The organism is Pseudomonas sp. LBUM1664 (assembly GCF_059695895.1).
Genome location: NZ_CP166791.1, coordinates 5,660,803 through 5,685,424, shown reverse-complemented (window position 1 = coordinate 5,685,424; position 24,622 = coordinate 5,660,803). Strand labels below are relative to the sequence as shown.

The 24,622-nt window shown below is 62.4% G+C and carries 24 protein-coding genes; 6 read left to right on the top strand and 18 right to left on the bottom strand.

Going from position 1 to position 24,622, the window contains the following annotated elements; translation table 11 throughout:
* Positions 1-137: 137 nt before the first annotated feature.
* Entirely contained in the window at positions 138-1,091 is a 954-nt protein-coding gene (locus tag ACA047_RS26485) for a LysR substrate-binding domain-containing protein (RefSeq protein WP_497354473.1), read from the bottom strand.
* 97 nt (positions 1,092-1,188) lie between these two features.
* On the opposite strand from ACA047_RS26485, the gene ACA047_RS26480 reads away from it, so the two are divergent.
* The 4 genes from ACA047_RS26480 to ACA047_RS26465 all read left to right on the top strand — a co-directional run bounded on the left by ACA047_RS26480 (position 1,189) and on the right by ACA047_RS26465 (position 4,575).
* The gene (locus ACA047_RS26480; protein ID WP_497354471.1) at positions 1,189-1,827 is read left to right on the top strand and encodes an FMN-dependent NADH-azoreductase; all 639 of its coding nucleotides are present in this window, start codon (positions 1,189-1,191) and stop codon (positions 1,825-1,827) included.
* Positions 1,828-1,928: 101 nt separating this feature from the next.
* The gene (locus ACA047_RS26475; RefSeq protein ID WP_497354469.1) at positions 1,929-2,819 is read left to right on the top strand and encodes an alpha/beta fold hydrolase; all 891 of its coding nucleotides are present in this window, start codon (positions 1,929-1,931) and stop codon (positions 2,817-2,819) included.
* A gap of 212 nt (positions 2,820-3,031) precedes the next feature.
* Positions 3,032-3,337: a PsiF family protein gene (locus ACA047_RS26470; protein ID WP_497354467.1), complete on the top strand. Its 306-nt coding sequence runs from the start codon at positions 3,032-3,034 to the stop codon at positions 3,335-3,337.
* Between the two features lie 224 nt (positions 3,338-3,561).
* Positions 3,562-4,575 carry an AI-2E family transporter gene (locus ACA047_RS26465; RefSeq protein WP_497354465.1) on the top strand — a complete coding sequence of 338 codons (1,014 nt, stop codon included), beginning with the start codon at positions 3,562-3,564 and terminating at the stop codon, positions 4,573-4,575.
* 116 nt (positions 4,576-4,691) lie between these two features.
* On the opposite strand, the gene ACA047_RS26460 is transcribed toward ACA047_RS26465, so the two are convergent.
* Entirely contained in the window at positions 4,692-5,966 is a 1,275-nt protein-coding gene (locus tag ACA047_RS26460) for an Hsp70 family protein (RefSeq protein WP_497354463.1), read from the bottom strand.
* Positions 5,967-6,261: 295 nt separating this feature from the next.
* Between ACA047_RS26460 and ACA047_RS26455 the strand changes: the two genes are divergently transcribed.
* Both ACA047_RS26455 and ACA047_RS26450 read left to right on the top strand, forming a co-directional pair.
* Entirely contained in the window at positions 6,262-7,200 is a 939-nt protein-coding gene (locus tag ACA047_RS26455; protein WP_497354461.1) for a DnaJ C-terminal domain-containing protein, read from the top strand.
* Between the two features lie 48 nt (positions 7,201-7,248).
* Complete coding sequence (locus tag ACA047_RS26450) at positions 7,249-7,548, top strand: chaperone modulator CbpM (protein ID WP_497354459.1); 300 nt, start codon at positions 7,249-7,251, stop codon at positions 7,546-7,548.
* A gap of 140 nt (positions 7,549-7,688) precedes the next feature.
* Here the strand turns inward: ACA047_RS26450 and ureC are convergent, their stop codons facing one another.
* The 16 genes from ureC to ACA047_RS26370 all read right to left on the bottom strand — a co-directional run bounded on the left by ureC (position 7,689) and on the right by ACA047_RS26370 (position 24,622).
* Positions 7,689-9,389 (bottom strand): urease subunit alpha, encoded by a 1,701-nt coding sequence (ureC, locus tag ACA047_RS26445; RefSeq protein ID WP_497354457.1) that lies wholly within the window; start codon positions 9,387-9,389, stop codon positions 7,689-7,691.
* Positions 9,390-9,515: 126 nt separating this feature from the next.
* Positions 9,516-9,824 (bottom strand): urease subunit beta, encoded by a 309-nt coding sequence (locus ACA047_RS26440; RefSeq protein WP_497354455.1) that lies wholly within the window; start codon positions 9,822-9,824, stop codon positions 9,516-9,518.
* A complete protein-coding gene (locus ACA047_RS26435; RefSeq protein WP_497354453.1) occupies positions 9,821-10,354 on the bottom strand; it encodes a GNAT family N-acetyltransferase in 534 nt (177 codons plus the stop codon). The genes ACA047_RS26440 and ACA047_RS26435 overlap by 4 nt, the downstream gene beginning before the upstream one ends.
* A 5-nt stretch (positions 10,355-10,359) precedes the next feature.
* Positions 10,360-10,893 carry a GNAT family N-acetyltransferase gene (locus ACA047_RS26430; protein ID WP_497354451.1) on the bottom strand — a complete coding sequence of 178 codons (534 nt, stop codon included), beginning with the start codon at positions 10,891-10,893 and terminating at the stop codon, positions 10,360-10,362.
* Positions 10,894-10,902: 9 nt separating this feature from the next.
* Positions 10,903-11,205 (bottom strand): urease subunit gamma, encoded by a 303-nt coding sequence (locus ACA047_RS26425; RefSeq protein ID WP_497354449.1) that lies wholly within the window; start codon positions 11,203-11,205, stop codon positions 10,903-10,905.
* 116 nt (positions 11,206-11,321) lie between these two features.
* The gene (locus tag ACA047_RS26420; protein ID WP_497354447.1) at positions 11,322-12,173 is read right to left on the bottom strand and encodes an urease accessory protein UreD; all 852 of its coding nucleotides are present in this window, start codon (positions 12,171-12,173) and stop codon (positions 11,322-11,324) included.
* A 30-nt stretch (positions 12,174-12,203) separates the two neighbouring features.
* The gene (gene urtE / locus ACA047_RS26415; RefSeq protein WP_497354445.1) at positions 12,204-12,902 is read right to left on the bottom strand and encodes an urea ABC transporter ATP-binding subunit UrtE; all 699 of its coding nucleotides are present in this window, start codon (positions 12,900-12,902) and stop codon (positions 12,204-12,206) included.
* 101 nt (positions 12,903-13,003) lie between these two features.
* Positions 13,004-13,876 (bottom strand): urea ABC transporter ATP-binding protein UrtD, encoded by an 873-nt coding sequence (gene urtD, locus ACA047_RS26410; protein ID WP_497354443.1) that lies wholly within the window; start codon positions 13,874-13,876, stop codon positions 13,004-13,006.
* A complete protein-coding gene (gene urtC / locus ACA047_RS26405; RefSeq protein WP_497354441.1) occupies positions 13,873-14,952 on the bottom strand; it encodes an urea ABC transporter permease subunit UrtC in 1,080 nt (359 codons plus the stop codon). The genes urtD and urtC overlap by 4 nt, the downstream gene beginning before the upstream one ends.
* A complete protein-coding gene (urtB, locus tag ACA047_RS26400; protein ID WP_497354439.1) occupies positions 14,952-16,454 on the bottom strand; it encodes an urea ABC transporter permease subunit UrtB in 1,503 nt (500 codons plus the stop codon). The genes urtC and urtB overlap by 1 nt, the downstream gene beginning before the upstream one ends.
* 158 nt (positions 16,455-16,612) lie before the next feature.
* Positions 16,613-17,878, bottom strand: coding sequence for an urea ABC transporter substrate-binding protein (gene urtA / locus ACA047_RS26395; RefSeq protein ID WP_497354437.1), 1,266 nt, complete (start codon positions 17,876-17,878; stop codon positions 16,613-16,615).
* A gap of 240 nt (positions 17,879-18,118) precedes the next feature.
* Entirely contained in the window at positions 18,119-19,129 is a 1,011-nt protein-coding gene (locus ACA047_RS26390; protein WP_497354435.1) for a FecCD family ABC transporter permease, read from the bottom strand.
* Positions 19,126-20,073, bottom strand: coding sequence for an ABC transporter substrate-binding protein (locus tag ACA047_RS26385; RefSeq protein ID WP_497354433.1), 948 nt, complete (start codon positions 20,071-20,073; stop codon positions 19,126-19,128). Before ACA047_RS26385 ends, ACA047_RS26390 begins: the two co-directional genes overlap by 4 nt.
* Positions 20,070-20,858: an ABC transporter ATP-binding protein gene (locus ACA047_RS26380; RefSeq protein ID WP_497354431.1), complete on the bottom strand. Its 789-nt coding sequence runs from the start codon at positions 20,856-20,858 to the stop codon at positions 20,070-20,072. The genes ACA047_RS26385 and ACA047_RS26380 overlap by 4 nt, the downstream gene beginning before the upstream one ends.
* Positions 20,859-20,998: 140 nt before the next feature.
* Entirely contained in the window at positions 20,999-22,378 is a 1,380-nt protein-coding gene (locus ACA047_RS26375) for a PepSY-associated TM helix domain-containing protein (protein ID WP_497354429.1), read from the bottom strand.
* Between the two features lie 129 nt (positions 22,379-22,507).
* A complete protein-coding gene (locus ACA047_RS26370) occupies positions 22,508-24,622 on the bottom strand; it encodes a TonB-dependent copper receptor (protein ID WP_497354427.1) in 2,115 nt (704 codons plus the stop codon).

Genomic DNA, 24,622 nt, shown 5'->3' with positions numbered 1-24,622 from the left:
TTGCGGTGAGGCTACCGACCCTATCGCGAGCAGGCTCGCGATGGCGGTATTACAAATCCGCGATCTTTCCCCGGACAATTGAGTCGCGAGCGAGCGCCCACAGATCAAGATCAAAAAATCGCAGCCTTCGGCAGCTCCTACAACGGCGACGGTGTCAGGAGTGATGCGCACTGCCGCACCTCTTCGCGCAACCACTGGAAGAACGCCCGCACCGGCGGATGACGTTCGCGGCCCGGTACGCACAGGGCGCTGTAGCCGGCGCCGTTGACCTGGATCTGCGGGCGATAACCCGCCAGCAAACCGCTGGCAACGCTTTCCGAGACCAGGATATTGCTCGCCAGCACCAGGCCTTGCCCGGCGATCGCTGCTTGCAGGGCGTAGTGTTCCTCGTCGTACTCGCGTACGCAGGGCTGCCGGGCCATCCAGGTTTCCCCGGCCTGGGCGCACCAGGCATCCCAGCCGTGGGCATACAGCTTGGTGTTATGCCAGCGCACACTGATCAACGTCGGCGCTTGCCGGGCCGCCAGGACCACCTGTTCGGGCGAGCCATACACGCCGAAGCTTTCATCGAACAGACACAGGCCGTACAGGTTCGGGTAGGTGTCCAGGCTGTAACGCACCACCAGGTCGACGCTGGCGTCCTGGTGCAGGTCAATCACTTCGCAATGGGTGTCCAGACGCACGTTGATGTTCGGGTGGCGTGCATAGAACCGGCCCAGGCGCGGCACCAGCCAGAGGGCGGCAAACGCCGCGGTGGTAGAGATCGTCAGGTGGTTGCCGCTGCGTTGCGGGCGCAAGGTGTCGACGCTTTGCGCCACCTCCAGCAAGGCCCCGTGCAGGCTGTGGAACAAGCGTTGGCCGCCCTCGGTGAGCCGCACCTGGCGCGGCAGGCGCTCGAACAGCGGCATGCCCAGCCAGGTTTCCAGGGTGCGAATCTGATGGGAGATCGCGGTGGGCGTCACGGACAGTTCTTGGGCCGCTGCCTTGAAACTGAGCAGCCGCGCGGCGGACTCGAAAGCACGCAGGGCGTTGAGGGGCAGGTTGGCGAACATCTGTAACCTCCAGAATCCAAATGGATGAAATAAATTCATCCAGATGAACTAGCGCTCATTTGAATGAAAGCAGCGATGCGCTCCAAGCTCAAAGGCACAGGCGGTGTTAATTCTAGTCGCAAAAAAGGAGATTCAGATGAGCAGTATTCTTGTAGTGCATGGCAGTCCCCGTGGTGAGCGCTCTCATTCCCGGCGCTTGGCAGAAACGTTTTTATCGGCTTGGCAATCCGTCCATCCGCAAAACCAGCTGACCCGCCGCGAAGTCGGAAGGGCCATGATTGCTCCCGTCAACGAAGCCTTCATCGCGGCAGCGTTCTACCCCGAACCCCAGGCTCGACCCTTGATCATGCAGGCGGATCTGGCGCTGAGCGACGCGTTGGTGGCGCAACTGCTGGCCCACGAGCGGCTGGTGATCTCCGCGCCCATGCACAACTTCAGCGTACCCAGCGGCGTAAAGGCCTGGATCGACCAGATCGTGCGCATCGGGCTGACGTTCAACCACAGCCTGGACAACGGCGTGTCGCAATACGAGCCGTTGGTGCTGGGCAAGAAGGCCTTGATCGTGACCAGCCGTGGCGATTTCGGTTTCGGGCCCGGTGGGCAGTTGGAGGGGATGAACCATGCCGATACACTGCTGCGAACGGTCTTGGGTTTTATCGGCATCACCGATGTGACAGTGGTGGCCGCCGAAGGCGAAGAGTCGGCCGAGCGCAGCTTTGCGCTGTCCTGCGCCGAGGCCGAGCAGCGCTTGCTGGCGTTGGCGCGGACGTTCTGATGGCGTGGATTGTGGCGGGGGCGGGCTGAAGTGACGCGAGTGTCATAGACTGGTCATCATCGATACCGATGCTGACCACCTATTGATCACAGGATGTCGTTATGTCGCAACAGTGTGCCACTCGCTACCCGCTGGTGCTGGTTCCGGGAATGCTCGGGTTCATTCGTCTGGTGTTGTATCCGTACTGGTATGGGATCGTTTCGGCGCTGCGTCGGGGTGGGGCGGTGGTGATTGCCGTCCAGGTATCGCCGCTCAATTCGTCCGAGGTGCGCGGTGAGCAATTGCTCGCGCGTATCGAGGAAATTCTGCGGCAAACCGGTGCGCAGAAGGTCAACCTGATCGGCCACAGCCAAGGCGCCCTCACTGCCCGCTACGCGGCGGCCAAACGCCCGGATCTGGTGGCATCGGTGACCTCGGTGGCTGGCACCAACCACGGCTCGGAGCTGGCTGATTACCTGCAAATCCATTACCCGGCCGACAGCGCCAAGGGCCGCTTGCTCAGCGCTTTGTTGCGGCTGATCGGCGCCCTGATGAGTCTGCTGGAAACCGGCTATCGCGGGCCGAAGCTGCCGGTGGATATCCATGCTTCCCACAACTCGCTTACTACGACGGGCGTGGCGCTGTTCAACCAACGTTATCCACAGGGCCTGCCTGAAACCTGGGGCGGGCATGGACCGGAAGAGGTCAACGGCGTGCGCTATTACTCCTGGTCGGGGACGTTGCAGCCGGGCAAGACCGATAAGGGACGCAACCTGTTCGACGGCACCAACCGCAGCTGCCGGCTGTTCGCCCGCACCTTTGTGCGCGAGGCAGGGCAGTGCGACGGTATGGTCGGGCGCTACAGCTCGCACCTGGGTACGGTGATCGGCGATGACTATCCGCTGGACCACTTCGACATCGTCAACCAGTCGCTGGGGCTGGTGGGCCGGGGCGCCGAGCCGATCCGGTTGTTCGTCGAGCATGCGGCGCGGTTGAAGGCTTCGGGGGTGTAGCCAGTCGGTCCGCGTTCTCGTTCATCGCGAGCAGGCTCGCTCCCACATGCGACCGAGGTTCTGCAGAAGGAATGCGGTCAACTGTGGGAGCGAGCCTGCTCGCGAAATCGGTAGGACCAGGCACAGAGAATCAAGCAGATGAAGGTGTAACGGGCTTTGTCTACACTGCAACCCATCGCCGTCCCCATCGGACGGCAATCAGGAGAAATACTATGAAGATGTTGCGCGTGCCCTTGTTGATGATCGGTTTGTTGCTGTGTTCCCAGGGCTTCGCCGCCACGGCTCAACAGACCAAGATGACCACTTGCAACGCCGACGCCTCCGCCAAGGCTCTCAAGGGCGACGAGCGCAAAGCCTTCATGAGCAACTGCCTCAAGGCCACTCCGGCTACCCCGGCCGTCGCTGCCCCGAGTACGCCGCAGGAACGCATGAAAACCTGCAACGCCACGGCCACCACCCAGGCGCTGAAAGGCGATGCCCGCAAGGCTTTCATGAGTGATTGCCTGAAGAAAAAATAACTGCTGGGATTTTCTTGAGCCTGTGAAGGCCTCATCGCGAGCAGGCTCGCTTGCACAATGGGCCCAGCAATGAAAACGCCTGAGGGAGCGAGCTTGCTCGCGATGGGGGCGGGGCGCAGGCACTACAAGAACTCCGACCAAGGTCGACCAATACAATCTCTAGTGCTGTTGGTGGAAGGCTGGCAGACTGCCAATCCTTTCACGCCGTTTCGTTCTGAGGCTGTATGCCAACGTTTTCTCAGCGTCATGTATTGTTGGTGATCAGTTGGGTGATCATTTTTGGTGGGCTGCTGCTGGTTCTGCCGCTGCGCCTGCTACCGAGCCTGCTGGCCGGGTTGTTGGTGTTCGAACTGGTCAATATGCTCACCCCGCAGTTGCAACGGCTGATCGAAGGCCGGCGAGCTCGCTGGCTGGCGGTGGCGTTGCTGGGCACGCTGGTGGTCAGTGTGCTGACATTGATTTTCGCCGGGGCCTTCAGTTTTCTGCTGCATGAAGCGGAAAACCCCGGCGCCTCTCTGGACAAATTCATGGTGGTGGTCGACCGCGCCCGCGGGCAGTTGCCGCCGTTCATCGACGCCTACCTGCCGGCCAGCGCAGCCGAGTTCCGGGTGGCGATTGGTGACTGGATAAGCAAGCACCTGAGCGACCTGCAACTGGTGGGCAAGGATGCGGCCCACATGTTCGTGACGCTGCTGATCGGCATGGTGCTGGGGGCAATCATCGCCTTGCAGCGCATCCCCGACCTGACCAAGCGCAAACCCCTGGCCGCCGCGCTGTTCGATCGCCTGAACCTGCTGGTCAAGGCGTTCCGCAACATTGTCTTCGCCCAGATCAAGATTTCCCTGCTCAACACCTTCTTCACCGGGATCTTCCTGGCGGTGGTGCTGCCGCTGTTCGGTATAAAACTACCGCTGACCAAGACCCTGATCGTGATGACCTTCCTGCTGGGGCTGCTGCCGGTCATCGGCAACCTCATCTCCAATACGCTGATCACCATCGTCGGCCTGTCGCTGTCGATCTGGGTGGCGGTGGCGGCGCTGGGTTACTTGATCGTGATCCACAAGCTCGAATACTTCCTCAACGCCCGCATCGTCGGCGGACAGATCAGCGCCAAGTCCTGGGAGTTGCTCCTGGCGATGCTGGTGTTCGAAGCCGCGTTCGGCCTGCCGGGAGTGGTGGCGGGGCCGATTTATTATGCGTATTTGAAGAGTGAGTTGAAGCAGGTGGGGATGGTTTGACTCAAGGGATGTGTTGTCTGTTCTGACGCCATCGCGAGCAGGCTCGCTCCCACATTGATCGGCATTCCGTCTGAAGGAACTCGGTCTATTGTGGGAGCGAGCCTGCTCGCGACGGATCAGACCTGGGTGCCGTAGCGCTTCATCGCCTCAATCGCCAACCCGCTGCCGATGCTGCCGAAGATGTTGCCTTCCACATGCCGCGCCAGGGGCAACATGGCCGAAACGCTGTTGCGCAGCGCCGGGATACCGCTGGAGCCGCCGGTAAAGAACACCGTATCGACCTGATCGACGCGTACGTTGGCATCGTTAAGCAATTGCGTGACGCTGCCGCGAACCCGCTCCAGCAAACCGTCGATGGAGGTTTCGAATAACCCCCGGCTCAGGTCCACGCTCAGGCCTGGCTCGATCCGGTCCAGGGCCACATGGCGGTGGTCAGTCTGGGTCAGGTGGATCTTGGTTTCTTCCACTTCCATTGCCAGCCAATGCCCGGCGCGCTGTTCGATCAACTTGAACAGCCGGTCGATGCCGCCGGTGTCTTCGATGTCGTAGCGCATGCTGCCCAGGGCCAGGGTGGATTTCTGCGAGTACACCGCGTTGATGGTGTGCCAGGTCGCCAGGTTCATGTGGTGGCTGGTGGGCATGTAGGCGCCGCTTTTCATGCGGCTGCCGTAACCGAACAACGGCATCAGGCCGGCCAGCGAGAGTTGTTTATCGAAATCGGTCCCGCCGATGTGCACGCCGCCGGTGGCGAGGATGTCGGCGTGACGGTTATCGTGGGTGCGGCGTTCGGGCGACAGGCGCACCAGGGAGAAGTCCGAGGTCCCGCCGCCGATGTCGACGATCAGTACCAGCTCTTCTTTCTCGATGGTCGATTCATAATCGAATGCCGCTGCGATGGGTTCGTACTGGAATGACACTTCCTTGAAACCGATGGCGCGGGCCACATCCACCAACGTGTTTTCGGCTTCCTGGTCGGCCAGTTCGTCGTCATCGACGAAAAACACCGGACGACCCAGTACCACTTCTTCGAATTCCCGACCGGCGGTGGCCTCGGCGCGCTGTTTCAGCTGACCGATGAACAGCCCCAGCAGGTCCTTGAATGGCATGGCCGTGCCCAACACGCTGGTGTCGTGCTTGATCAGCTTGGAGCCCAGCAGGCTCTTGAGCGAGCGCATCAGCCGGCCTTCATAACCTTCCAGATACTCGTGCAGCGCTAGGCGGCCGTACACCGGGCGACGCTCCTCGAAATTGAAAAAGACCACCGAGGGCAGGGTAATCTTGTCGTCCTCCAGCGCGATCAGCGTTTCCATGCCGGGGCGCAGCCAGCCGACAGTGGAGTTGGACGTGCCAAAGTCGATACCGCAGGCACGGGCCGGGGATGCGTTTTTCATTCTTTCGGGTTCCAGTTGAAAAAACGGCCGCGCAGTGTATGTCAGTGCGGCCCGGATTCGAAGGCCGGTTATCTGCTAATTCGCAAACTCTGGTCTTGAAAGATGCCCTTTTACCCCCAAACTTGCTGGCATGGGTCTGGCAGCCACAGGTCGGGTACAAGAACCGCCGCCAGCTGCCGATAAACTTCTGATGCACCGCCCGGTCACAAACCTTGAGATCGGTCAAACCCCAGGACTTGTACCACGAGCATGCTGCGGGTGGCGGTGCGATATCGATAACGGTGGTGATACTTAGATGGACTTCAAAGACTATTACAAGATTCTGGGTGTGGAGCCGACCGCGGACGACAGCACGATCAAGGCCGCCTACCGCAAACTGGCGCGCAAATACCACCCGGATGTGAGCAAGGAAAAGGACGCCGAGACCAAGTTCAAGGACGTCTCCGAGGCCTATGAAGCGCTGAAAAGCGCCGACAAACGCGCCGAATATGACGACCTGCGTCGGTACGGCCAACATGGCCAGCCGTTCCAAGGCCCGCCGGGCTGGCAGAGCCGTGGTGGTTTTGGCGGTCAGGACACCGGGGATTTCTCGGACTTCTTCAGTTCGATTTTCGGTAATCGCGGGCCGGGTTTCGGTGGCGGACAATCAGGTCGCAGCACCGGCCGTCGAGGGCAAGACGTGGAAATGGAATTACCGATCTTCCTGGAAGAAACCCTGTCGGACGACTCGAAGAAGGTCAGCTTCCAGGTGCCGCAATACAACCCCGCCGGCCAGCACGTGAGCAACACCAGCAAAAGCCTGAACGTGAAAATTCCGCTGGGCGTGACCGACGGCGAACGCATCCGCCTCAAGGGCCAGGGTGCGCCCGGCGTCGGTGGTGGCGCCAATGGCGATTTGTACCTGACCATTCGTTTCGCGCCGCACCCCAAGTTCGATGTCGAAGGCCAGGACCTGATCATCACCTTGCCCCTGGCACCGTGGGAACTGGCGCTGGGCGCTGAAGTGGCGGTACCGACCCTCACCGGCAAGATCAACCTCAAGGTCCCGGCCGGCAGCCAGAACGGCCAGCGCATGCGCGCCAAGGGCCACGGCCTGCGCAACAAGGCGAGTGAGCGCGGTTACCTGTTCGTGCAGCTCAAGGCTGTGATGCCTAAGACCTGCGACGAGGAGGTCAAGGCGCTGTGGGAGGAGTTGGCGAAGAAAGCCGCGTTCGACCCGCGGGAGAACTTTTGACGGCTAGGCTATTCGCACCGAGCCTGTAAGCATTGGGAGAAGCAGACCATGGACAACCCGATCATTGAACTGAACCTGATGGAGTTTTGCGAGGCCGCTGCGTTGGCCGATGTCCATGTGATCGAAATCATCGCGCATGGCATCCTCGAACCCCACGGCGCGGCCCCGGCGGATTGGCGTTTCACCGATTACGAACTGGTCCTGGCCCGGCGCGCCGCCAAGCTGCGACGCGAGTTGGAGCTGGGATGGGAAGGCGTCGCCCTGGCGCTGGACCTGTTGGAAGAGGTGCAGCACCTGCGCAACGAAAACCGCATGCTCAAGCAGCGGTTGGGGCGGTTGGTGGAGTGAAAAGCGGTCAATGAGCAAGCGCCAACCTGTGGGAGCAAGGCTTGCCCGCGATGAATTCAACTCGGTTCCAAAGAGTTGAGGCGCCTGTATCGCGAGCAAGCTTTGCTCCCACAAGTCTTGCTCTCAGGTCCTTACTCCATTCAAAACAGAAAATACCGCTGCGCCATCGGCAGCACGTCGGCCGGTTCGCACCAGAGCAACACGCCGTCGGCCTTGACTTGGTAAGTCTGCGGATCGACGTCGATGCTCGGCAGGTAATCGTTGTGGATCAGGTCGGTTTTCTGCACGTCGCGGCAGCCTTTGACCACGGCGATTTTCTTCTTTAGCCCAAGCTGTTCCGGTAGCCCCGCCTCGGCGGCCGCCTGGCTGATGAAGGTCAGGCTGGTGGCGTGCCGCGAGCCACCGTAGCTTGCAAACATCGGCCGGTAGTGCACCGGTTGCGGCGTCGGAATCGAGGCATTGGCGTCGCCCATCAGGCTGGCGGCAATCGCCCCGCCCTTGAGGATCAGGGTCGGCTTGACGCCGAAGAACGCCGGACGCCACAACACCAGGTCGGCCCACTTGCCCACTTCGATGGACCCCACTTCATGGCTGATGCCATGGGTGATCGCCGGGTTGATGGTGTATTTGGCGATGTAGCGCTTGATGCGGAAGTTGTCGTTGCCTTCGCCGTCACCGGGCAGGGCGCCGCGCTGTTTCTTCATTTTGTCGGCGGTCTGCCAGGTGCGGGTGATGACTTCGCCGACGCGGCCCATGGCCTGGCTGTCGGAGCTGATCATCGAGAACGCACCGAGGTCATGGAGAATGTCTTCGGCAGCGATGGTTTCACGACGGATGCGGCTTTCGGCGAAGGCCACGTCTTCGGCGATGCTCGGGTCCAGGTGATGGCAGACCATCAGCATGTCCAGGTGTTCGTCGATCGTGTTGCGGGTGAACGGTCGGGTCGGGTTGGTGGAGCTGGGCAACACGTTGGGGAAACCGCAGGCCTTGATGATGTCCGGTGCGTGACCGCCGCCAGCGCCTTCGGTGTGGTAGGTGTGAATGGTGCGGCCCTTGAACGCGGCCAGGGTGGTTTCCACAAAGCCGGACTCGTTGAGGGTGTCGGTGTGGATCGCCACCTGCACGTCGTACTGGTCGGCCACGCTCAGGCAGTTGTCGATGGCCGCCGGCGTGGTGCCCCAGTCTTCGTGCAGCTTCAAGCCGATGGCGCCGGCCTTGACCTGCTCGACCAGCGGCTCTGGCAGGCTGGCGTTGCCCTTGCCGGTGAAGCCTAAGTTCATCGGGAAGGCATCGGCGGCCTGGAGCATGCGCGCCAGGTGCCAAGGGCCGGAGGTGCAGGTGGTGGCGTTGGTCCCGGTGGCCGGGCCCGTGCCGCCGCCAATCATGGTGGTCACGCCGCTCATCAGCGCTTCTTCGATCTGCTGTGGGCAGATGAAGTGGATGTGGGTATCGATACCGCCGGCGGTGAGGATCATGCCTTCGCCAGCAATCACTTCGGTGCTGGCGCCGATGGCGATGGTTACGTCGGGTTGGATGTCCGGGTTGCCCGCCTTGCCAATGGCCGCGATGCGCCCGTCCTTGAGGCCGACATCGGCCTTGACGATGCCCCAGTGATCGATGATCAGCGCGTTGGTGATCACGGTGTCCACGACCTCGGCGGCCAATAGCTGACTCTGGCCCATGCCGTCGCGAATCACTTTGCCGCCGCCGAATTTCACTTCTTCGCCGTAGGTGGTGCAGTCCTTTTCCACTTCGATCCACAACTCGGTGTCGGCCAGACGGACCTTGTCACCGACGGTGGGGCCGAACATGTCGGCGTAGGCTTGGCGGGAGATTTTCATGTGTTCGCCTTGGGATTCAATTGGATGTTGGACCGCTTGCATTACTCGCTATCGCAGCCTTCGGCAGCGCCTACGGGGCGTACGCCTTCCTCTGTAGAGCTGCCGAAGGCTGCGATCTTTTGATCTTTAATCCAGGTCGCCCATGATGCGCCCGGCAAACCCGAACACCCGGCGATGGCCGGCCAAGTCCACCAGTTCCACCTCGCGACTCTGGCCCGGCTCGAAGCGCACGGCGGTGCCGGCCGGGATGTTCAGGCGCATGCCGCGGCTGGCGGCGCGGTCGAAGGTCAGGGCGTCGTTGGTTTCGAAAAAGTGATAATGCGAGCCGACCTGGATCGGCCGGTCGCCGCTGTTGGCGACGTTCAGCGTCAGGGTGCGGCGGCCGGCGTTGATCTCGATGTCGCCGGGCTGGACCTGGTATTGGCCTGGAATCATTGCGGTTGCCCCAAAGTCTTGTAGTAAATGGTGGTCGGGGTGTATGTCCCGTCGGGGCTCTGGCAGTAGTCGGGCAGTTCACCGACGCGGGTGTAGCCCATGGCGCGGTAGAACGCCTCGGCCTCGGAGCCGGCCTCGGTGTCGAGGTACAGCAGGCCGCGCTTGTGCTGGTGGGCGCCGAGTTCCAGGGCGCTCATCAATTGCTGGCCCAGGCCTCGGCGGCGGGCCTCACCCCGCACGAGCAGCTTCTGCACTTCGGCGCGGTTGAGCCCGTTGGGTTTCTGGCACAGGGCAAGCTGGACGCTGGCCTGCACCTGCTCGTCCTTGACCACCACCCACAGCAGCAGGCTGCCCTGGTTAAGGCTGGCCTGGACCTCGTCAAAGTACGCACGGGCCTGGACGGCATCGAGGTCGGCCATGAACCCCACACTGGCGCCATACCCGACGGCGTCGAGCAACAGATCGATCAGGCCCTGGCGATAATGCGCAAAGCTTTCAGCGTGGACTCGACGCAATTGGGCGGCGTTCATCGGTTTCACTCCTTGTTGAAGGCAGGCGGTAGCGCCCCGGGGTTGAGGCTCAACTGCATGAAGGTCAGGTCCAGCCAACGGCCGAATTTAGTACCCACTTGGGGCATTTGCCCCGTGGTGGTGAAACCGGCCCGTTCATGTAAACGAATCGAAGCCGCGTTGCCGCTTTCGATGGCCGCGACCATGATGTGTTTGCCGCAGGCCCTGGCGCGCTCGACCAGCGCCGTCATCAACAGTGGACCGAGGCCATTGCCGCGCTGGTCGCTGCGCACATACACCGAATGCTCCACGGTGTACCCGTAGCCGTCGAAAGGCCGCCAGTCGCCGAACGAGGCGTAGCCGAACACGTTCTCCTCGCCATCGACGATCACCAGCACCGGATAGCCTTGGGCTTGCCGGGCGCTGAACCAGGCCTGGCGGTTACCCAGGTCCACGGTCTGTTCGTTCCAGATCGCCGTGGTATGGAGCACCGCATCGTTGTAGATGTCGCGGATCGCCGGCAAGTCCACAGGCTGGGCATCACGAATGTGGTAGGTCATGACACGGCCTCAGGCGATGGGCTGGTGGACGGTGACCAGTTTGGTGCCGTCGGGAAAGGTCGCCTCGACCTGGATCTCCGGGATCATCTCCGGGATGCCTTCCATCACCTGCTCGCGGGTCAGCAAGGTGGTGCCAAAGTGCATCAGCTCGGCCACGGTCTGGCCGTCGCGGGCGCCTTCGAGCAGGGCCGCGGAAATATAGGCCATGGCTTCCGGGTAGTTGAGCTTCAAGCCGCGAGCCAAGCGCCGCTCGGCGACGAGGCCGGCGGTGAAGATCAGCAACTTGTCTTTTTCGCGTGGGGTCAGGTCCATGTGCAGTCCATAAGGGCAGATAAATAATTCAAACTCAAAGCACGAATCCCTGTGGGATCGAGCCTGTGGGAGCAAAGTCATTGCTTCCACACCATTGCTCCCACAGAAAAGCAAATTCATGTGCTCCAGATTCTCGGTGGTACGGCCTCTCTTCCGAGCAATGCCGGGCGCAAAAGCCGCCACAATGCAATCAACCACCCCCGCGCCAGCAATGCCTCTTTCGCCAGGCAGCGGGCTACAACCAGCCCGGGCAATTGGGTCAGGTCGCCGCGTACGTCATGGCCCAGGGAGCGGCATTGCTCCAGCAACGCGCTATCGATATCCCCTGTCACCAGCAACGTGGCAAAAACCGGATCGCCACCCAACCCGATTGGCGAGTCGAGCAATCCATCACCGCCCACAATGCGCTGGCGCTCATGCCACAGCAACTGCCCGTCGCGGCGAATGTCCAGCCGCGCCTGAAAATGCCCAAGGTCAAACCGCTCGCCGCTGGCCGGTCGGCCAAGGGCAACCATGTCCCAGTAGAACAAACGTCCGTCGCCCTGCAGTTCGATGGAGGTGCTGAGTTCAGCCTGGGCCGCGCTGAAGACGATGGTCTCCTGGGGCAGCCATTCCAGCGTCGCACCGGCGGCCACACTCAGGCTCAGTTGCTGGTACGCCGGGCCGGCGGCGCGATACCACTTGGCCGCGCCGGGGCTGGTCAGCTGCGCCCAGGCGCCAGTGCCGACGTGGGCCGAGATGTCCAGCCGGTCACCGCCGGCAATCCCGCCGGGCGGGTGGACGATGATGTGCTGGCACACCTCGGGGCCTTCGGCGTACAGATGCTTTTGCACCCGCAGCGGACCTTTATGGCGACGCTGTACCGGGCGGGTGCAGTCGCCGAATCGGGCGTAACCCAGTTCCAACTCGGCATGCCAGCTGGGGGTGAACAGGGCCGAAGGCGCCAGTAAAGAGACAGGTAGGTTCATGATTTCTGATTATCGTCAGGACGCTACAGACTAGATCGTAACCAGCCCGCGCACACCCTCGGCTTCCATATTTTCTCCGCGCCCCTGCTGCACGATCTCGCCCCGGGACATCACCAGGTATTGATCGGCCAGTTCGGCGGCGAAGTCGTAGAACTGCTCCACCAGCAAAATTGCCATGTCGCCCCGGGCCGCGAGTTTCTTGATGACCACGCCGATCTCCTTGATCACCGAAGGCTGGATGCCCTCGGTGGGCTCGTCGAGAATCAGCAGGCGCGGGCGGCTGGCCAAGGCCCGGCCAATGGCGAGCTGCTGTTGCTGGCCGCCGGACAAGTCACCGCCCCGACGCTGTTTCATTTGCAGCAGCACCGGGAACAATTCGTAGATAAACGCCGGCACCTCTTTGGCCTCGGAGCCGGGAAAACGCGACAGGCCCATCAGCAGATTTTCTTCCACCGTCAGCCGCCCGAAAATCTCCCGGCCCTGGGGCACGTAGGCAATGCCGGCATGGACCCGCTGATGCGGTTTGAAGGTGGTGATCGGTTTGCCTTCCCAATTCACCGCGCCTTCCTTGGCCGGCAGCAGGCCCATCAGGCATTTGAGCAGGGTGGTCTTGCCCACGCCGTTGCGACCCAGCAGGCACGTCACCTCGCCGACCTTCACGTCGAACGACAGGCCCCGCAGGATGTGGCTACCGCCGTAGTACTGGTGCAGCTTGTCGACTTGCAGCATGTCTTAAATTCCCCTCAAGTCCCCTGTGGGAGTAATAGCTTTCTGTGGGAGCAAGCTTTGCTCCCACAGGCCCGCTCCCACAAGGGAATGTGTTCACAGGCCTATCGACCGAGGTACACCTCGATCACCCGCTCGTTTTCCTGCACCTGTTCCAGCGACCCTTCGGCCAGCACGCTGCCCTGGTGCAGCACGGTGACGTGGTCGGCAATCGCGCCGACGAAGCCCATGTCGTGTTCCACCACCATCAGTGAATGCTTGCCCGCCAGGGATTTGAACAGCTCGGCGGTGAAGTCGGTTTCGGCGTCGGTCATGCCCGCCACCGGTTCGTCGAGCAGCAGCAGTTGCGGGTCCTGCACCAACAGCATGCCGATCTCCAGGAACTGCTTTTGCCCGTGGGACAGCAACCCGGCGGCGCGATTGACCGAGGCACTGAGGCGGATGGTCTCCAGCACTTCGCTGATACGATCATGCTGCTCGCCGGTCAGTTTCGCCCGCAGGCTGGCCCACACCGATTTGTCAGTTTTGAGCGCCAGCTCCAGGTTCTCGAACACGCTCAGGGCTTCGAACACCGTGGGCTTCTGGAACTTGCGACCGATGCCGGCCTGGGCAATCTGCACTTCGCTCATGCTCGTCAGGTCCAGGGTTTCGCCGAACCAGGCCTTGCCGTGGCTGGGACGGGTTTTGCCGGTGATCACGTCCATCAGCGTGGTCTTGCCCGCGCCGTTGGGGCCGATGATGCAGCGCAATTCGCCGACGCCGATGTACAGGTTCAGATCGTTCAAGGCCTTGAAGCCGTCGAAGCTGACGCTGATGTCTTCCAGGGTCAGGATGGTGCCGTGACGGGTGTTCAGGCCAATGCCGGCTGCCTGGCCGAGGCCGATGGCGTCGCGGCTGCTGCCTTGGTCCCGATTGGCATCGACAGGGGGGTCAAGGATGGGTTCGAGCATGAATTCGGCCGTTGGAGTGATTCTCATGATTCGCCCCTTTTCTTCAGCAACCCGATCACGCCCTTAGGTAGGTACAAGGTCACCACGATGAACAGCGCGCCGAGGAAGAACAGCCAGTACTCGGGAAACGCCACGGTGAACCAGCTTTTCATGCCATTGACCACGCCAGCGCCCAGCAGCGGGCCGATCAGCGTGCCGCGCCCGCCGAGCGCCACCCACACAGCGGCTTCGATGGAGTTGGTCGGCGACATTTCGCTGGGGTTGATGATGCCCACCTGTGGCACATACAGCGCACCGGCCAGGCCGCAGAGGACCGCACTCAATACCCAGACGAACAGCTTGAACCCCCGGGGATCGTAGCCGCAGAACATCAGGCGATTCTCTGCGTCTCGCAGTGCGGTCAGCACCCGACCGAATTTGCTGCGGGCCAGGCGCCAGCCGATGAACAGGCTTGTCACCAGCAACAGCACGGTGGCCAGGAACAGCACCGCCCGGGTGCTGGGCTCGGTGATGCCAAACCCCAGGATCGAGCGGAAATTGGTGAAGCCGTTGTTGCCACCAAACCCGGTTTCGTTACGGAAAAACAGCAGCATCCCGGCGAACGTCAGGGCCTGGGTCATGATCGAGAAATACACGCCCTTGATCCGCGAGCGAAAGGCGAAGAAGCCGAACACCAGCGCGAGTAAACCCGGCGCCAGCACCACCAGGCACATGGCCCAGAGGAAGCTGCTGGTGCCGGCCCAGTACCAGGGCAATTCGGTCCACGACAAAAAGGTCATGAACGCCGGCAACTCATCACCGGAGGCCTGGCGCATCAGGTACATGCCCATGGCGTAGCCGCCCAGGGCGAAGAACAGGCCGTGGCCCAGAGACAGCAGGCCTGCGTAACCCCATACCAGGTCCAGCGCGAGGGCGACGATGGCGTAGCAAAGAATCTTGCCCACCAGCGTCAGGGTATAAGCGGAGACGTGCAGCGGGTTGTCCGCCGACAACAGCGACAGCAGCGGCAGGCTCAGCAGCACTGCCAGGATCACCGCGCCGATGGCGAGGGTGACTTTGGGGCCGGCCTTTTGCGTGGCCGTGAGCATCAGGGGCTGGTTCATCAGTCGATTACCCGTCCTTTGAGCGCGAAGAGGCCTTGCGGACGCTTCTGGATGAACAGAATGATCAACGCCAGGATCAGGATCTTGCCGAGCACGGCGCCGATCTGCGGTTCGAGAATCTTGTTGGCGATGCCCAGCCCGAATGCAGCGAATACGCTGCCGGCCAATTGGCCGACCCCGCCGAGCACCACCACCAGGAACGAGTCGATGATGTAGCTCTGGCCCAGGTCCGGACCGACGTTGCCGATCTGGCTCAGCGCCACGCCACCCAGCCCGGCGATGCCCGAGCCGAGGCCGAAGGCGAGCATGTCTACGCGACCAGTGGGCACGCCGCAGCAGGCGGCCATGTTGCGGTTCTGGGTCACGGCACGCACGTTCAGGCCCAGGCGGGTTCTGTTCAGCAGCAGCCAGGTGAGCACCACCACGAACAGCGCAAAAGCGATGATCACGATGCGGTTGTACGGCAGCACGAGGTTGGGCAACACCTGGATCCCGCCTGACAGCCAGCCCGGGTTGGCGACCTCGACGTTCTGTGCGCCGAACACCAGGCGCACCAGTTGGATCAGCATCAGGCTGATGCCCCAGGTGGCGAGCAGGGTTTCCAGCGGACGCCCATAGAGGTGGCGAATCACCGTGCGCTCCAGGGCCATGCCGATGGCGGCGGTGATGAAAAACGCCACCGGCAGGGCGATCAGTGGATAGAACTCGATGGCGTTCGGGGCGAAGCGCTGGAACAGCATCTGCACCACATAAGTGGAATAGGCGCCGAGCATGAGCATCTCGCCGTGGGCCATGTTGATCACCCCCAGCAGGCCGAACGTGATTGCCAGGCCGAGGGCGGCCAGCAGCAGGATCGAGCCCAGGGACATGCCGCTGAAGGCCTGGCCCAGCAGTTCGCCGACCAGAAGCTTGCGCTTGACCTGAGCGAGGCTGGTTTCGGCGGCGGTGCGCACCGTGGCATCGGCTTCGACGCCAGGTTCGAGCAAACCTTCGAGGCGCGTGCGGGCCAGCGGATCGCCGGTTTCCCCCAGCAGCCGGACGGCGGCCAGGCGCACGGACGGGTTGGCGTCCACCAGTTGCAGGTTGGCCAGGGCCAGGCTCAGGGCGGCATGCACGTCTTCGTCCTGCTCGCCGGCCAGTTGCCGGTCAAGAAAAGCCAGTTGGGCCGCACGCGCGCTTTTTTGCAGTTGCTGTGCGGCGCCCAGGCGCAGGCGGGCATCGGTGGCGAGCAGTTGATGGCTGGCCAGGGCGGTTTCGATCAGCCCGCGCAAGCGGTTGTTCAGGCGCAGGGTCTTGGGCTGGCCATCGACGGTCAGTTGGCCTTGCTGCAAGGCGTTGATCAGTTCGACACGTTCAGGCTCAGGCTGCGCGGCCCAGGCTTCCAGGAGTTTGGCCTGCTGGGTCGGGTTGGCGGCGACGAAGTCTTCGGCGTCGCCGGCGTGGGCGGCCATCGGCAATAACAGCGCGATGGCGAGGATGAGGCGGTAAAGGGCAGTGGGCATATTGTTGGCCTTGCGCAAACTTCTATGTGGGAGCGAGCCTGCTCGCGATTGCGGTATGTCAGTCACATCTTTTCTGGCTGACCCACCGCAATCGCGAGCAGGCTCGCTCCCACAAGGTTGTGTGTCGGTCCTGGGATCCGGGACCGACACCCATGGGCTCAGTTGCTCTTCACCGCATAGTCAGGCTTCTTGTCGTTGCCGGCGATGAACGGGCTCCACGGCTGGGCGCGGATCGGACCTTCGGTCTGCCAGACCACGTTGAACTGACCGTCGGCCTGGATCTCGCCGATCATCACCGGCTTGTGCAGGTGGTGGTTGGTCTTGTCCATGGTCAGGGTGTAGCCCGACGGTGCAGCGAAGGTCTGGCCGGCCAGGGCTTCGCGGACTTTGTCGACGTCGGTGGACTTGGCTTTTTCAACCGCTTGCGCCCACATGTGGATACCCACGTAGGTGGCTTCCATCGGGTCGTTGGTCACCGCTTTATCGGCGCCTGGCAGGTTCTTGGCCTTGGCGTAGGCTTTCCAGTCGTCCACGAATTTCTTGTTCACCGGGTTATCGATGGATTCGAAGTAGTTCCACGCCGCCAGGTTGCCCACCAGCGGTTTGGTGTCGATGCCACGCAGTTCTTCTTCACCCACCGAGAATGCCACGACCGGTACGTCGGTGGCCTTCAGGCCCTGGTTCGCCAGTTCTTTATAGAACGGCACGTTGGAGTCGCCGTTGACCGTGGAGATGACCGCAGTCTTGCCGCCGGCCGAGAATTTTTTGATGTTGGCCACGATGGTCTGGTAGTCGCTGTGGCCGAACGGGGTGTAGACCTCTTCGATGTCCTTGTCCGCTACGCCTTTGGAGTGCAGGAACGAGCGCAGGATTTTGTTGGTGGTGCGCGGGTAGACGTAGTCGGTGCCCAGCAGGAAGTAGCGTTTGGCGCTGCCGCCTTCTTCGCTCATCAGGTATTCCACCGCTGGGATCGCCTGTTGGTTCGGCGCTGCGCCGGTGTAGAACACGTTTGGCGACATCTCTTCGCCTTCGTATTGCACTGGGTAGAACAACAGGCCGTTGAGTTCTTCGAACACCGGCAACACGGATTTGCGCGACACCGAAGTCCAGCAGCCGAACACCACCGCGACCTTGTCCTGGGTCAGCAACTGGCGGCCTTTTTCCGCGAACAGCGGCCAGTTCGACGCCGGGTCCACGACCACTGCTTCAAGCTTCTTGCCGTTCACCCCACCCTTGGCGTTGATCTCGTCGATGGTCATCAGCGCCATGTCCTTGAGGGACGTTTCGGAGATCGCCATGGTGCCGGACAGCGAATGCAGGATACCGACCTTGATGGTCTCGGCTGCCTGGACGGTCCAGGTCATGCCCATCGCGGCAATGCTTGCCGTGAGTGTAAAAGCCTTGATCAAGCTACGACGCTTCATGGTGCGATCTCCGTGGATTTATGAGTTTTTTTCGAAGGTAGATGCGGACGCTGAAGGCGCTTTTGCAAGGGGTGTGCCCGGTTGGGAAAAGTCCCGTAAATACGGGGTTGGCGCACAGGGGATAAACGACGATGCACCATGAGCGACCGCGTCATGGGGGTTGGTGCGAAGAGATGCGCCACTTTGGAGCGCAGGCTTGCTCCCACAGGTTATTTTGCAAGTCAGGGGAAAGGGGGACGTTCAGCGGCGGCGCATCAGGCCGATGAAGAACAATCCGCCAATGGCGGCAGTGGCGACGCCAATCGGCAGGTCCTCCGGTGCGATCAAGGTCCGGGCGGCCACGTCCACCCACACCAGGAACAGGCTGCCCAGCAGCACGCAGGCCGGCAGCAACCGACGATGCTCGGCGCCCACCAGGCGCCTGGCAATGTGCGGCACCATCAGCCCGACAAAACCGATGGAGCCACTGATGGACACCAGCACGCCGGTCATCAGCGACGCGATCAAAAAGACCCACAGCCGCACCTTCGGCGCGTTCAGGCCCAGGGTCACGGCGGTTTGCTCGCCCGCCATCAGCGCATTCAGCGGGCGGGCCATGCCCAGCAGCAACACCAATCCCAGCAACACACTGGCGGCCGGTACTGCCAGCAGTTCCCAGCGCGCCAGGCCCAGGCCACCGAGCATCCAGAACATCACTGCGGAACTGGCGCGATGATCACCCAAAAACAGCAGCAAATTAGCCGCCGCCATCATCACAAATGACACCGCCACGCCGCACAGCAACAGACGATCGCTTTCCAGGCGACCCTGGCGGCTGGCGATGGCCAGCACCAACAGCATGCTCAGCAGCGCGCCGATGAACGCGGCGAGGGGCAGGGTCAGCAGGCCGATGATTTCGCCGACATGCAACACCACGATGACCGCCCCCAGGGTCGCGCCGGACGTGACACCCAGCAGGTGCGGATCGGCCAGCGGGTTGCGAGTCACCGCTTGCAGCACCGCACCGATCAACGCCAGCCCCGCGCCCACCAAGGCACCGAGCAGCAAGCGCGGTACGCGAATCAGCCACACGATGTGTTCCTGGCCGGGCGTCCAATAGACGTTACCCACACCGAAAGCCTTGTTCAGCAGAATGTCCCAGACCACAGCCACCGGCACCCGCGCCGGACCGAAGCCCAGGGACACCACGCAGGACACCAGCATCAGTGCGCCGAGCAGCATCAGCAGAGCGCCATAGCGACGATCGTTCATGGGGTGTGAAAACCCTTCGCCAGGGTTTGTACCGCCAACACGTTATCGATGCCCGGCGTGGCCTGGACGTAGGGGATCACGATGAAGCGCCGATGCTTGATCGCATCCACCGATTGCAGGGCCGGGTTGTTCAGCAGAAATTGCTGCTTTTGCTCGGCGGTGACTTCGCCGTAGTCGACAATCACGATCACTTGGGGGTTGCGTTCGACCACGTTCTCCCAGTTCACCCGGGTCCAGCTGGCCTCCACGTCATCGAGGATGTTGCGCCCGCCGGCCGCGTCGATCAGGGCCTGGGGCATGCCCAGGCGGCCGGAGGTCATGGCGCGGTCTTCGCCGCTGTCGTACAGGAACACCCGTGGCTGCTGGGCAGGCAAGTGCTTGCGGACTTCGGCCACCTGAGCCTGCATCGTGGCGATCAGGTCGTTGGCGCGGTCCTGGACGTCGAAAATCTTCCCGAGATTGCGCAGGTCGTTGTAGGTGTCTTCCAGCGAGGCGGCGGGACGTTTCATCACGAACGCGCAGGACTCGGTCAATTCGTACACGTTGATGCCCAGCGGTTGCAGGGTCTGTGGCGTCAGGTCGCCGCCCACCCGCATGCCGTAGTCCCAACCGGCGAAGAAGAAATCCACGTTGGCATTGAGCAGGGTTTCCACCGACGGGTATTTGGCGGCCAGTTCTGGCAGGCCATCGAGGATTTTCTCCATCTGGGGCGTCACCGACTTCCAGCCACTGATGCCGCTGTAGCCCACCATGCGTGACTTGAGGCCCAGGGCGAGCATCATCTGGGTCATGTTGATGTCATGGCTGACGGCGTGCCGGGGGGCCTCGTTGAACACGACCTGGCGGTTACAGCTCTGGATTGTCAACGGGTAGCGGGTGGCCTCGGCCAGGGCATGAGCACTGCCCAGCAGCAGAGGGAGACACAGCAGGTGACGCAGATTCATGGTTGGGTTATCCAGGTGATTCGTGGGTAGCCGGACAAAGGGTGTTCGTCCACCAGCGCTTCGACGCCGAACACGTCACGCAACAGCCCTGCGGTGAGGACGTCCTTGGGCGTGCCGCTGGCGACGATATGTCCGTGTTCGATCACGTACAGCCGGTCACAGAACGCGGCGGCCAGGTTCAGGTCATGGATGCTGGCCAGGGTGCCGATACCCAGGCCTTTGATCAGTTGCAGCAATTGCAGTTGATAGTGCGGGTCGAGGTGATTGGTCGGCTCGTCGAGGATCAGCAACTGCGGCTGCTGGGCCAGGGCGCGGGCCAGGATCACCCGTTGTTTTTCACCGCCCGACAGCGTGGCGAAGGCATGGTCGCCAAAACCTTCAAGCCCCGCCGATTCCAGTGCCTGGATGACCAGGCGCCGATCCTCCTGGTTATCGCCGTCGAACAGGCCTTTGTGGGGCGTGCGGCCCATGGCGACCACCTCTTCGACCGTCAGGCCGAAGGCGTCGGGAAACTCCTGCAACACCACGGCGATGCGCTGGGCACACCAGCGCGAGGACTGTTTCCAAACGTTGTGGTGCTCGAGTTTCACCTCGCCGCTTTCCGGCTGGCTGAACCGATAGGCGCAGCGCAGCAGGCTGGTCTTGCCACTGCCGTTGGGCCCGATCAACCCGACGAACTCCCCGGCCGCCACCTGCAACGTGACGTCACGCAGCTGGAACTGGTGATGGCAGTGGCCATGGCCCAGAGGTGTCCAGGCGAGGTGGGAGAGGGTCAGCGAGGTCATGCGTGCACTCAAGTTATTAGGTTGAAACACAATCCCATTGTGGGAGCGAGCCTGCTCGCTCCCACAGGGAATTGTGTTCGTAGTTCGAAAGGCGGGCGCGATTGTAGAGGTTTCGCACCCTTTCCGTTAACGCACTGTCTTCAGCTTGAAGATGAAGCCGACTCAGGCTGGCGATTGACCCGGGTGACGAGCCAGTCCAGCAACCACACCCCCACCAGCGAAGCCCCCACCAGCGGAAATACCACCGCCAGCGCCAGCATGATGAACACGCCGGTTTTCCACGTCGGCAGATCGTGACGCAACGGCGGCACGCCGAACTTGCCCTGTGGCCGGCGCTTCCACCAGATCACCACGCCACTGACGGCGCTGAGCAGGATCATCAGGCAAATCAGCAGCACGATGATTTGGTTCAGCGGGCCGAACATCTTGCCTTCGTGCAGCATCACCCCGGTTTCGGTGGCGCGGGCCACGGTGCTGTAGTGGGCCCAGCGCACGTCGGCCAGGACTTTGCCGGTGTACTGGTCCACGTGCAGGGTCGCGTCGTTGCGCGGGTCGTCGGCGAACATGGCGATGGTGAACACCCCCGTGGAGGTGGTCGGCAGGGTGATGCTGTAGCCCGGTTCGACCTTGCGCTCGGTGGCGATGTCCTGCACCGCTTGCAGGCCGACGGTCGGAGCGGCGGGGCCTTCGTGCATGCCGCCGTGGCCCATGTGCTCGGCATGGTCGCCAGACATCGGCATCGGCGTGTTTTCCATGGCCCAGGGCACGGTCTGGCGGTGGGCGTTGTTGAGGCTGCCGGCCTCGACGTCGGACTTGGGCACGTCGTTCCACATCGCCGCCGGGAAGCGGTTCCAGAGGTTGGCGTATTGCTTGCCCCAGAAGCCGGTCCAGGTCATGCCACTGAGCAGCATCACCAACAGCAACGCCGAGCCCCAGAAGCCGATAACCACATGCAGGTCGCGCCAGAACAAGCGGCCGCGACTGCTCCAGCGTGGCCACAGCACACCGGCCGGCGATTGGCCGCGCGGCCACCATAGGAACAGCCCCGACACCACCAGCACCACGCCCCAACCGGCGGCCATTTCCACCAGCCGGTCACCGACGGTGCCGATCAGCAATTCGCCGTGGATGGCCCGGGCCATGGCTTGCAGGTTGTTTTTCGCATCCTGTTCGCCGAGTACATCGCCATGGTACGGGTCGATGAAGACGTTCAGCTCCCGGCCCTTGTCGATCACCACGAACTGCGCGCTGCGCTCGGCGTTGACCGGCGGCAGGTACTGTTTGACCTGGCCTTCGGGGTAGGCCTGGCGGATCTGTTTGAGCAGATCGTCCGCCGCCAGGGTGTGATGGCCGGCCGGCACGTTCAGCAGGCTGCCGTACATCAGTGGATCGAGTTGTGGCTTGAACAGGTAAATGATGCCGGTCAGGGCCAGCATCACCATGAACGGCGCCACGAACAGCCCGGCATAAAAATGCCAGCGCCAGGCTAGGTTGTAGAAGTTCGGTTTCGGTTGGCTCATCAGAAAGCGCTCCGCTTGGCAAATTGGGTTGTTATGTTTTTTGCGGTTGCCGTGCAACCGATCGCGGGCAAGCCTTGCTCCCACAGTATTTGTCATTGCTGTGGGAGCAAGGCTTGCCCGCGATGCTTTTTAGAAACTCATATCCACCTTGGTCCAGAGCGTACGCCCCGGTTCGTTGATGGCCTGCGAGTCGTTCGCCGGGTAGCCGAACCCGGCATTGCCGGCCAGGTTCAGGTGTTCGGCGTAGGCTTTGCCAAACAGGTTGTCGACGCCGCTGCTGACCTTCCAGTGTTTATTGATGCGGTAGGCGCCGTTGAGTGAGAACACACCGAACCCCGAGCTTTTGCCGTAATCCTTGCCCACCACGTTACCCTTGTTTTCGTCGACACGGTTCTGCGCCGCCACCACGCGCCACAGGGCGCCAGCGCTCCAGCGGTCTTCGCTGTAGGTCAGGCCCAGGCGTGCGTCCAGCGGCGGCATTTGCGCCAGGGCGGTGCCGTCGCTGCTGTTCTTGCCCCAGGCGTAGGCCAGGGTTGCGTCGGCTTTCCAGCGTTCGGTCAGCTTGTAGGCCGCGCCCAGTTCACCGCCCATGATCCGCGCGTCGATGTTCTCGGCCTGGGAGGTGGTGCCCATCATGCCGGAGGTGTAATTGAACAGGATGTAGTCGCGCACCTGTCCGACATAACCCGACGCCCAGGCTTCAAGGGTGTCGGTCTTGTATTGCAGGCCGAAGTCGAGCTGGGTGGTTTTCTCCGGCTTGATCGAGTCGAAGGCATTCAGCGAGCCGGCGGGGCCGGCATCCGGCGAAAACAGTTCCCAGTAGTCCGGGAAACGTTGCGCATGGCCCAGGCCCGCATAAACGGTGGTGGGGCTGTCGGCCAAGTCGTGTTCATAGCGTACGAAACCGCTGGGCAGGGTGTCGGCACGGGTCTGATCGGCGGTTGGGTTGGGACTGGAGTCGACACTTTGCCGGTAATCCTTGGCCGAGGCGCGGTCAAGCCGGGCACCGGTGACCAGCCTGTCGCGGTCGGCGGCGTACCAGGTCAATTCACTGAACACACCGTAATTGTGAAAGTCGGCGTCTTGAGTGCGCGGCAGTTCTTTGTAGGTGTCGACGCCCATGCTGCTGCGTTGGCGATGCTCGTTGGTCTGGGCGTCCAGGCCGCTGATCAACTGCACATCGGCCCAGCGCCAAGTGGCCTTGATGCGCGCGCCGAGGGTGCGGCGGTCGACGTTGGAGGCCATGGGGCCGGCCATCATCCCGGTGCCGGAGGGCGTGCGCAGGCTGTAGTTGTCCATCACATGGTCGGCGTAGTTGTAGTAGACCTGCGCCTCGATCTTATCCAGCACGTCGCCGATGTTCGATCGCTCGAAACGCAGCCCGAGGCTTTCACGCTTGAACTGCGAGCCGTCCATGCTGCGCCCGGCGTACCGCGCTTCACCGTCGCCCTTGCCGGCCGTCAACTCCAGCAGCGTGTCGGCATCTGGCGTCCAGCCGAGGGTAACGTCGCCATTCCACTTGTCGTAGCGCGACGCCACGGTGTCGTTATTGCCGTCACGGTAATCGTCCGAATGGGCGGTGTTACCGATTACCCGCACATAGCCCAGCGACCCACCGGCGGCGGCATCCAGCACCTTGTCGATTCGCCCGTTGGAGCCGACCAGGACGCTGGCATTGACCCGGCTGCCCAGTTCGCCGAACTGTTGCGGCTCACGGTCGAACAGGATGGTCCCGGCCGATGCGCCGGGGCCCCATAGCACGGTTTGCGGGCCTTTGATCACGGTGAGTTTGTCGTAAGTTTCCGGGGAGATATAGGACGTTGGCGCATCCATCCGGCCCGGGCAGGCGCCCAGCAGCATGCTGCCGTTGGTGAGGATGTTCAGCCGCGAGCCGAACATGCCCCGCAACACCGGGTCGCCATTGGTGCCGCCATTGCGCACCAGGGCGAAGCCGGGGATGGTCTTGAGGTAATCGCCGCCGTCGCTGGCCGGTACCGGCTGACGTGGGTCCTTGGGGTTGGTGACGACGGTCAGGGGCGAGCTGGGCGCAACGGCGGTAATGACCGTCGGGCTGAGCTCTTCGACCTGGCCCTCATGATGATCGTGCTCGTCGGCCAGCGCGTAGGGCGTGAGCAGCAGGCCGCACAGCGCGGCGGCAGTGTGGCCTAAACGAGCCCGTGGCTCGCTCGTGGGGCATCGAACCTGGGCAGAACCCAAAGCGATGCCAGCAGAAAACCTGGACAT

Excerpts from the sequence above, each read along its gene's own strand:
- ACA047_RS26485 (WP_497354473.1), bottom strand. The coding sequence starts at position 1,091 with ATGAATTTATTTCATCCATTTGGATTCTGGAGGTTACAGATGTTCGCC.
- ACA047_RS26480 (WP_497354471.1), top strand. The coding sequence starts at position 1,189 with ATGAGCAGTATTCTTGTAGTGCATGGCAGTCCCCGTGGTGAGCGCTCT.
- ACA047_RS26475 (WP_497354469.1), top strand. The coding sequence starts at position 1,929 with ATGTCGCAACAGTGTGCCACTCGCTACCCGCTGGTGCTGGTTCCGGGA.
- ACA047_RS26470 (WP_497354467.1), top strand. The coding sequence starts at position 3,032 with ATGAAGATGTTGCGCGTGCCCTTGTTGATGATCGGTTTGTTGCTGTGT.
- ACA047_RS26465 (WP_497354465.1), top strand. The coding sequence starts at position 3,562 with ATGCCAACGTTTTCTCAGCGTCATGTATTGTTGGTGATCAGTTGGGTG.
- ACA047_RS26460 (WP_497354463.1), bottom strand. The coding sequence starts at position 5,966 with ATGAAAAACGCATCCCCGGCCCGTGCCTGCGGTATCGACTTTGGCACG.
- ACA047_RS26455 (WP_497354461.1), top strand. The coding sequence starts at position 6,262 with ATGGACTTCAAAGACTATTACAAGATTCTGGGTGTGGAGCCGACCGCG.
- ACA047_RS26450 (WP_497354459.1), top strand. The coding sequence starts at position 7,249 with ATGGACAACCCGATCATTGAACTGAACCTGATGGAGTTTTGCGAGGCC.
- ureC (WP_497354457.1), bottom strand. The coding sequence starts at position 9,389 with ATGAAAATCTCCCGCCAAGCCTACGCCGACATGTTCGGCCCCACCGTC.
- ACA047_RS26440 (WP_497354455.1), bottom strand. The coding sequence starts at position 9,824 with ATGATTCCAGGCCAATACCAGGTCCAGCCCGGCGACATCGAGATCAAC.
- ACA047_RS26435 (WP_497354453.1), bottom strand. The coding sequence starts at position 10,354 with ATGAACGCCGCCCAATTGCGTCGAGTCCACGCTGAAAGCTTTGCGCAT.
- ACA047_RS26430 (WP_497354451.1), bottom strand. The coding sequence starts at position 10,893 with ATGACCTACCACATTCGTGATGCCCAGCCTGTGGACTTGCCGGCGATC.
- ACA047_RS26425 (WP_497354449.1), bottom strand. The coding sequence starts at position 11,205 with ATGGACCTGACCCCACGCGAAAAAGACAAGTTGCTGATCTTCACCGCC.
- ACA047_RS26420 (WP_497354447.1), bottom strand. The coding sequence starts at position 12,173 with ATGAACCTACCTGTCTCTTTACTGGCGCCTTCGGCCCTGTTCACCCCC.
- urtE (WP_497354445.1), bottom strand. The coding sequence starts at position 12,902 with ATGCTGCAAGTCGACAAGCTGCACCAGTACTACGGCGGTAGCCACATC.
- urtD (WP_497354443.1), bottom strand. The coding sequence starts at position 13,876 with ATGAGAATCACTCCAACGGCCGAATTCATGCTCGAACCCATCCTTGAC.
- urtC (WP_497354441.1), bottom strand. The coding sequence starts at position 14,952 with ATGAACCAGCCCCTGATGCTCACGGCCACGCAAAAGGCCGGCCCCAAA.
- urtB (WP_497354439.1), bottom strand. The coding sequence starts at position 16,454 with ATGCCCACTGCCCTTTACCGCCTCATCCTCGCCATCGCGCTGTTATTG.
- urtA (WP_497354437.1), bottom strand. The coding sequence starts at position 17,878 with ATGAAGCGTCGTAGCTTGATCAAGGCTTTTACACTCACGGCAAGCATT.
- ACA047_RS26390 (WP_497354435.1), bottom strand. The coding sequence starts at position 19,129 with ATGAACGATCGTCGCTATGGCGCTCTGCTGATGCTGCTCGGCGCACTG.
- ACA047_RS26385 (WP_497354433.1), bottom strand. The coding sequence starts at position 20,073 with ATGAATCTGCGTCACCTGCTGTGTCTCCCTCTGCTGCTGGGCAGTGCT.
- ACA047_RS26380 (WP_497354431.1), bottom strand. The coding sequence starts at position 20,858 with ATGACCTCGCTGACCCTCTCCCACCTCGCCTGGACACCTCTGGGCCAT.
- ACA047_RS26375 (WP_497354429.1), bottom strand. The coding sequence starts at position 22,378 with ATGAGCCAACCGAAACCGAACTTCTACAACCTAGCCTGGCGCTGGCAT.
- ACA047_RS26370 (WP_497354427.1), bottom strand. The coding sequence starts at position 24,622 with ATGTCCAGGTTTTCTGCTGGCATCGCTTTGGGTTCTGCCCAGGTTCGA.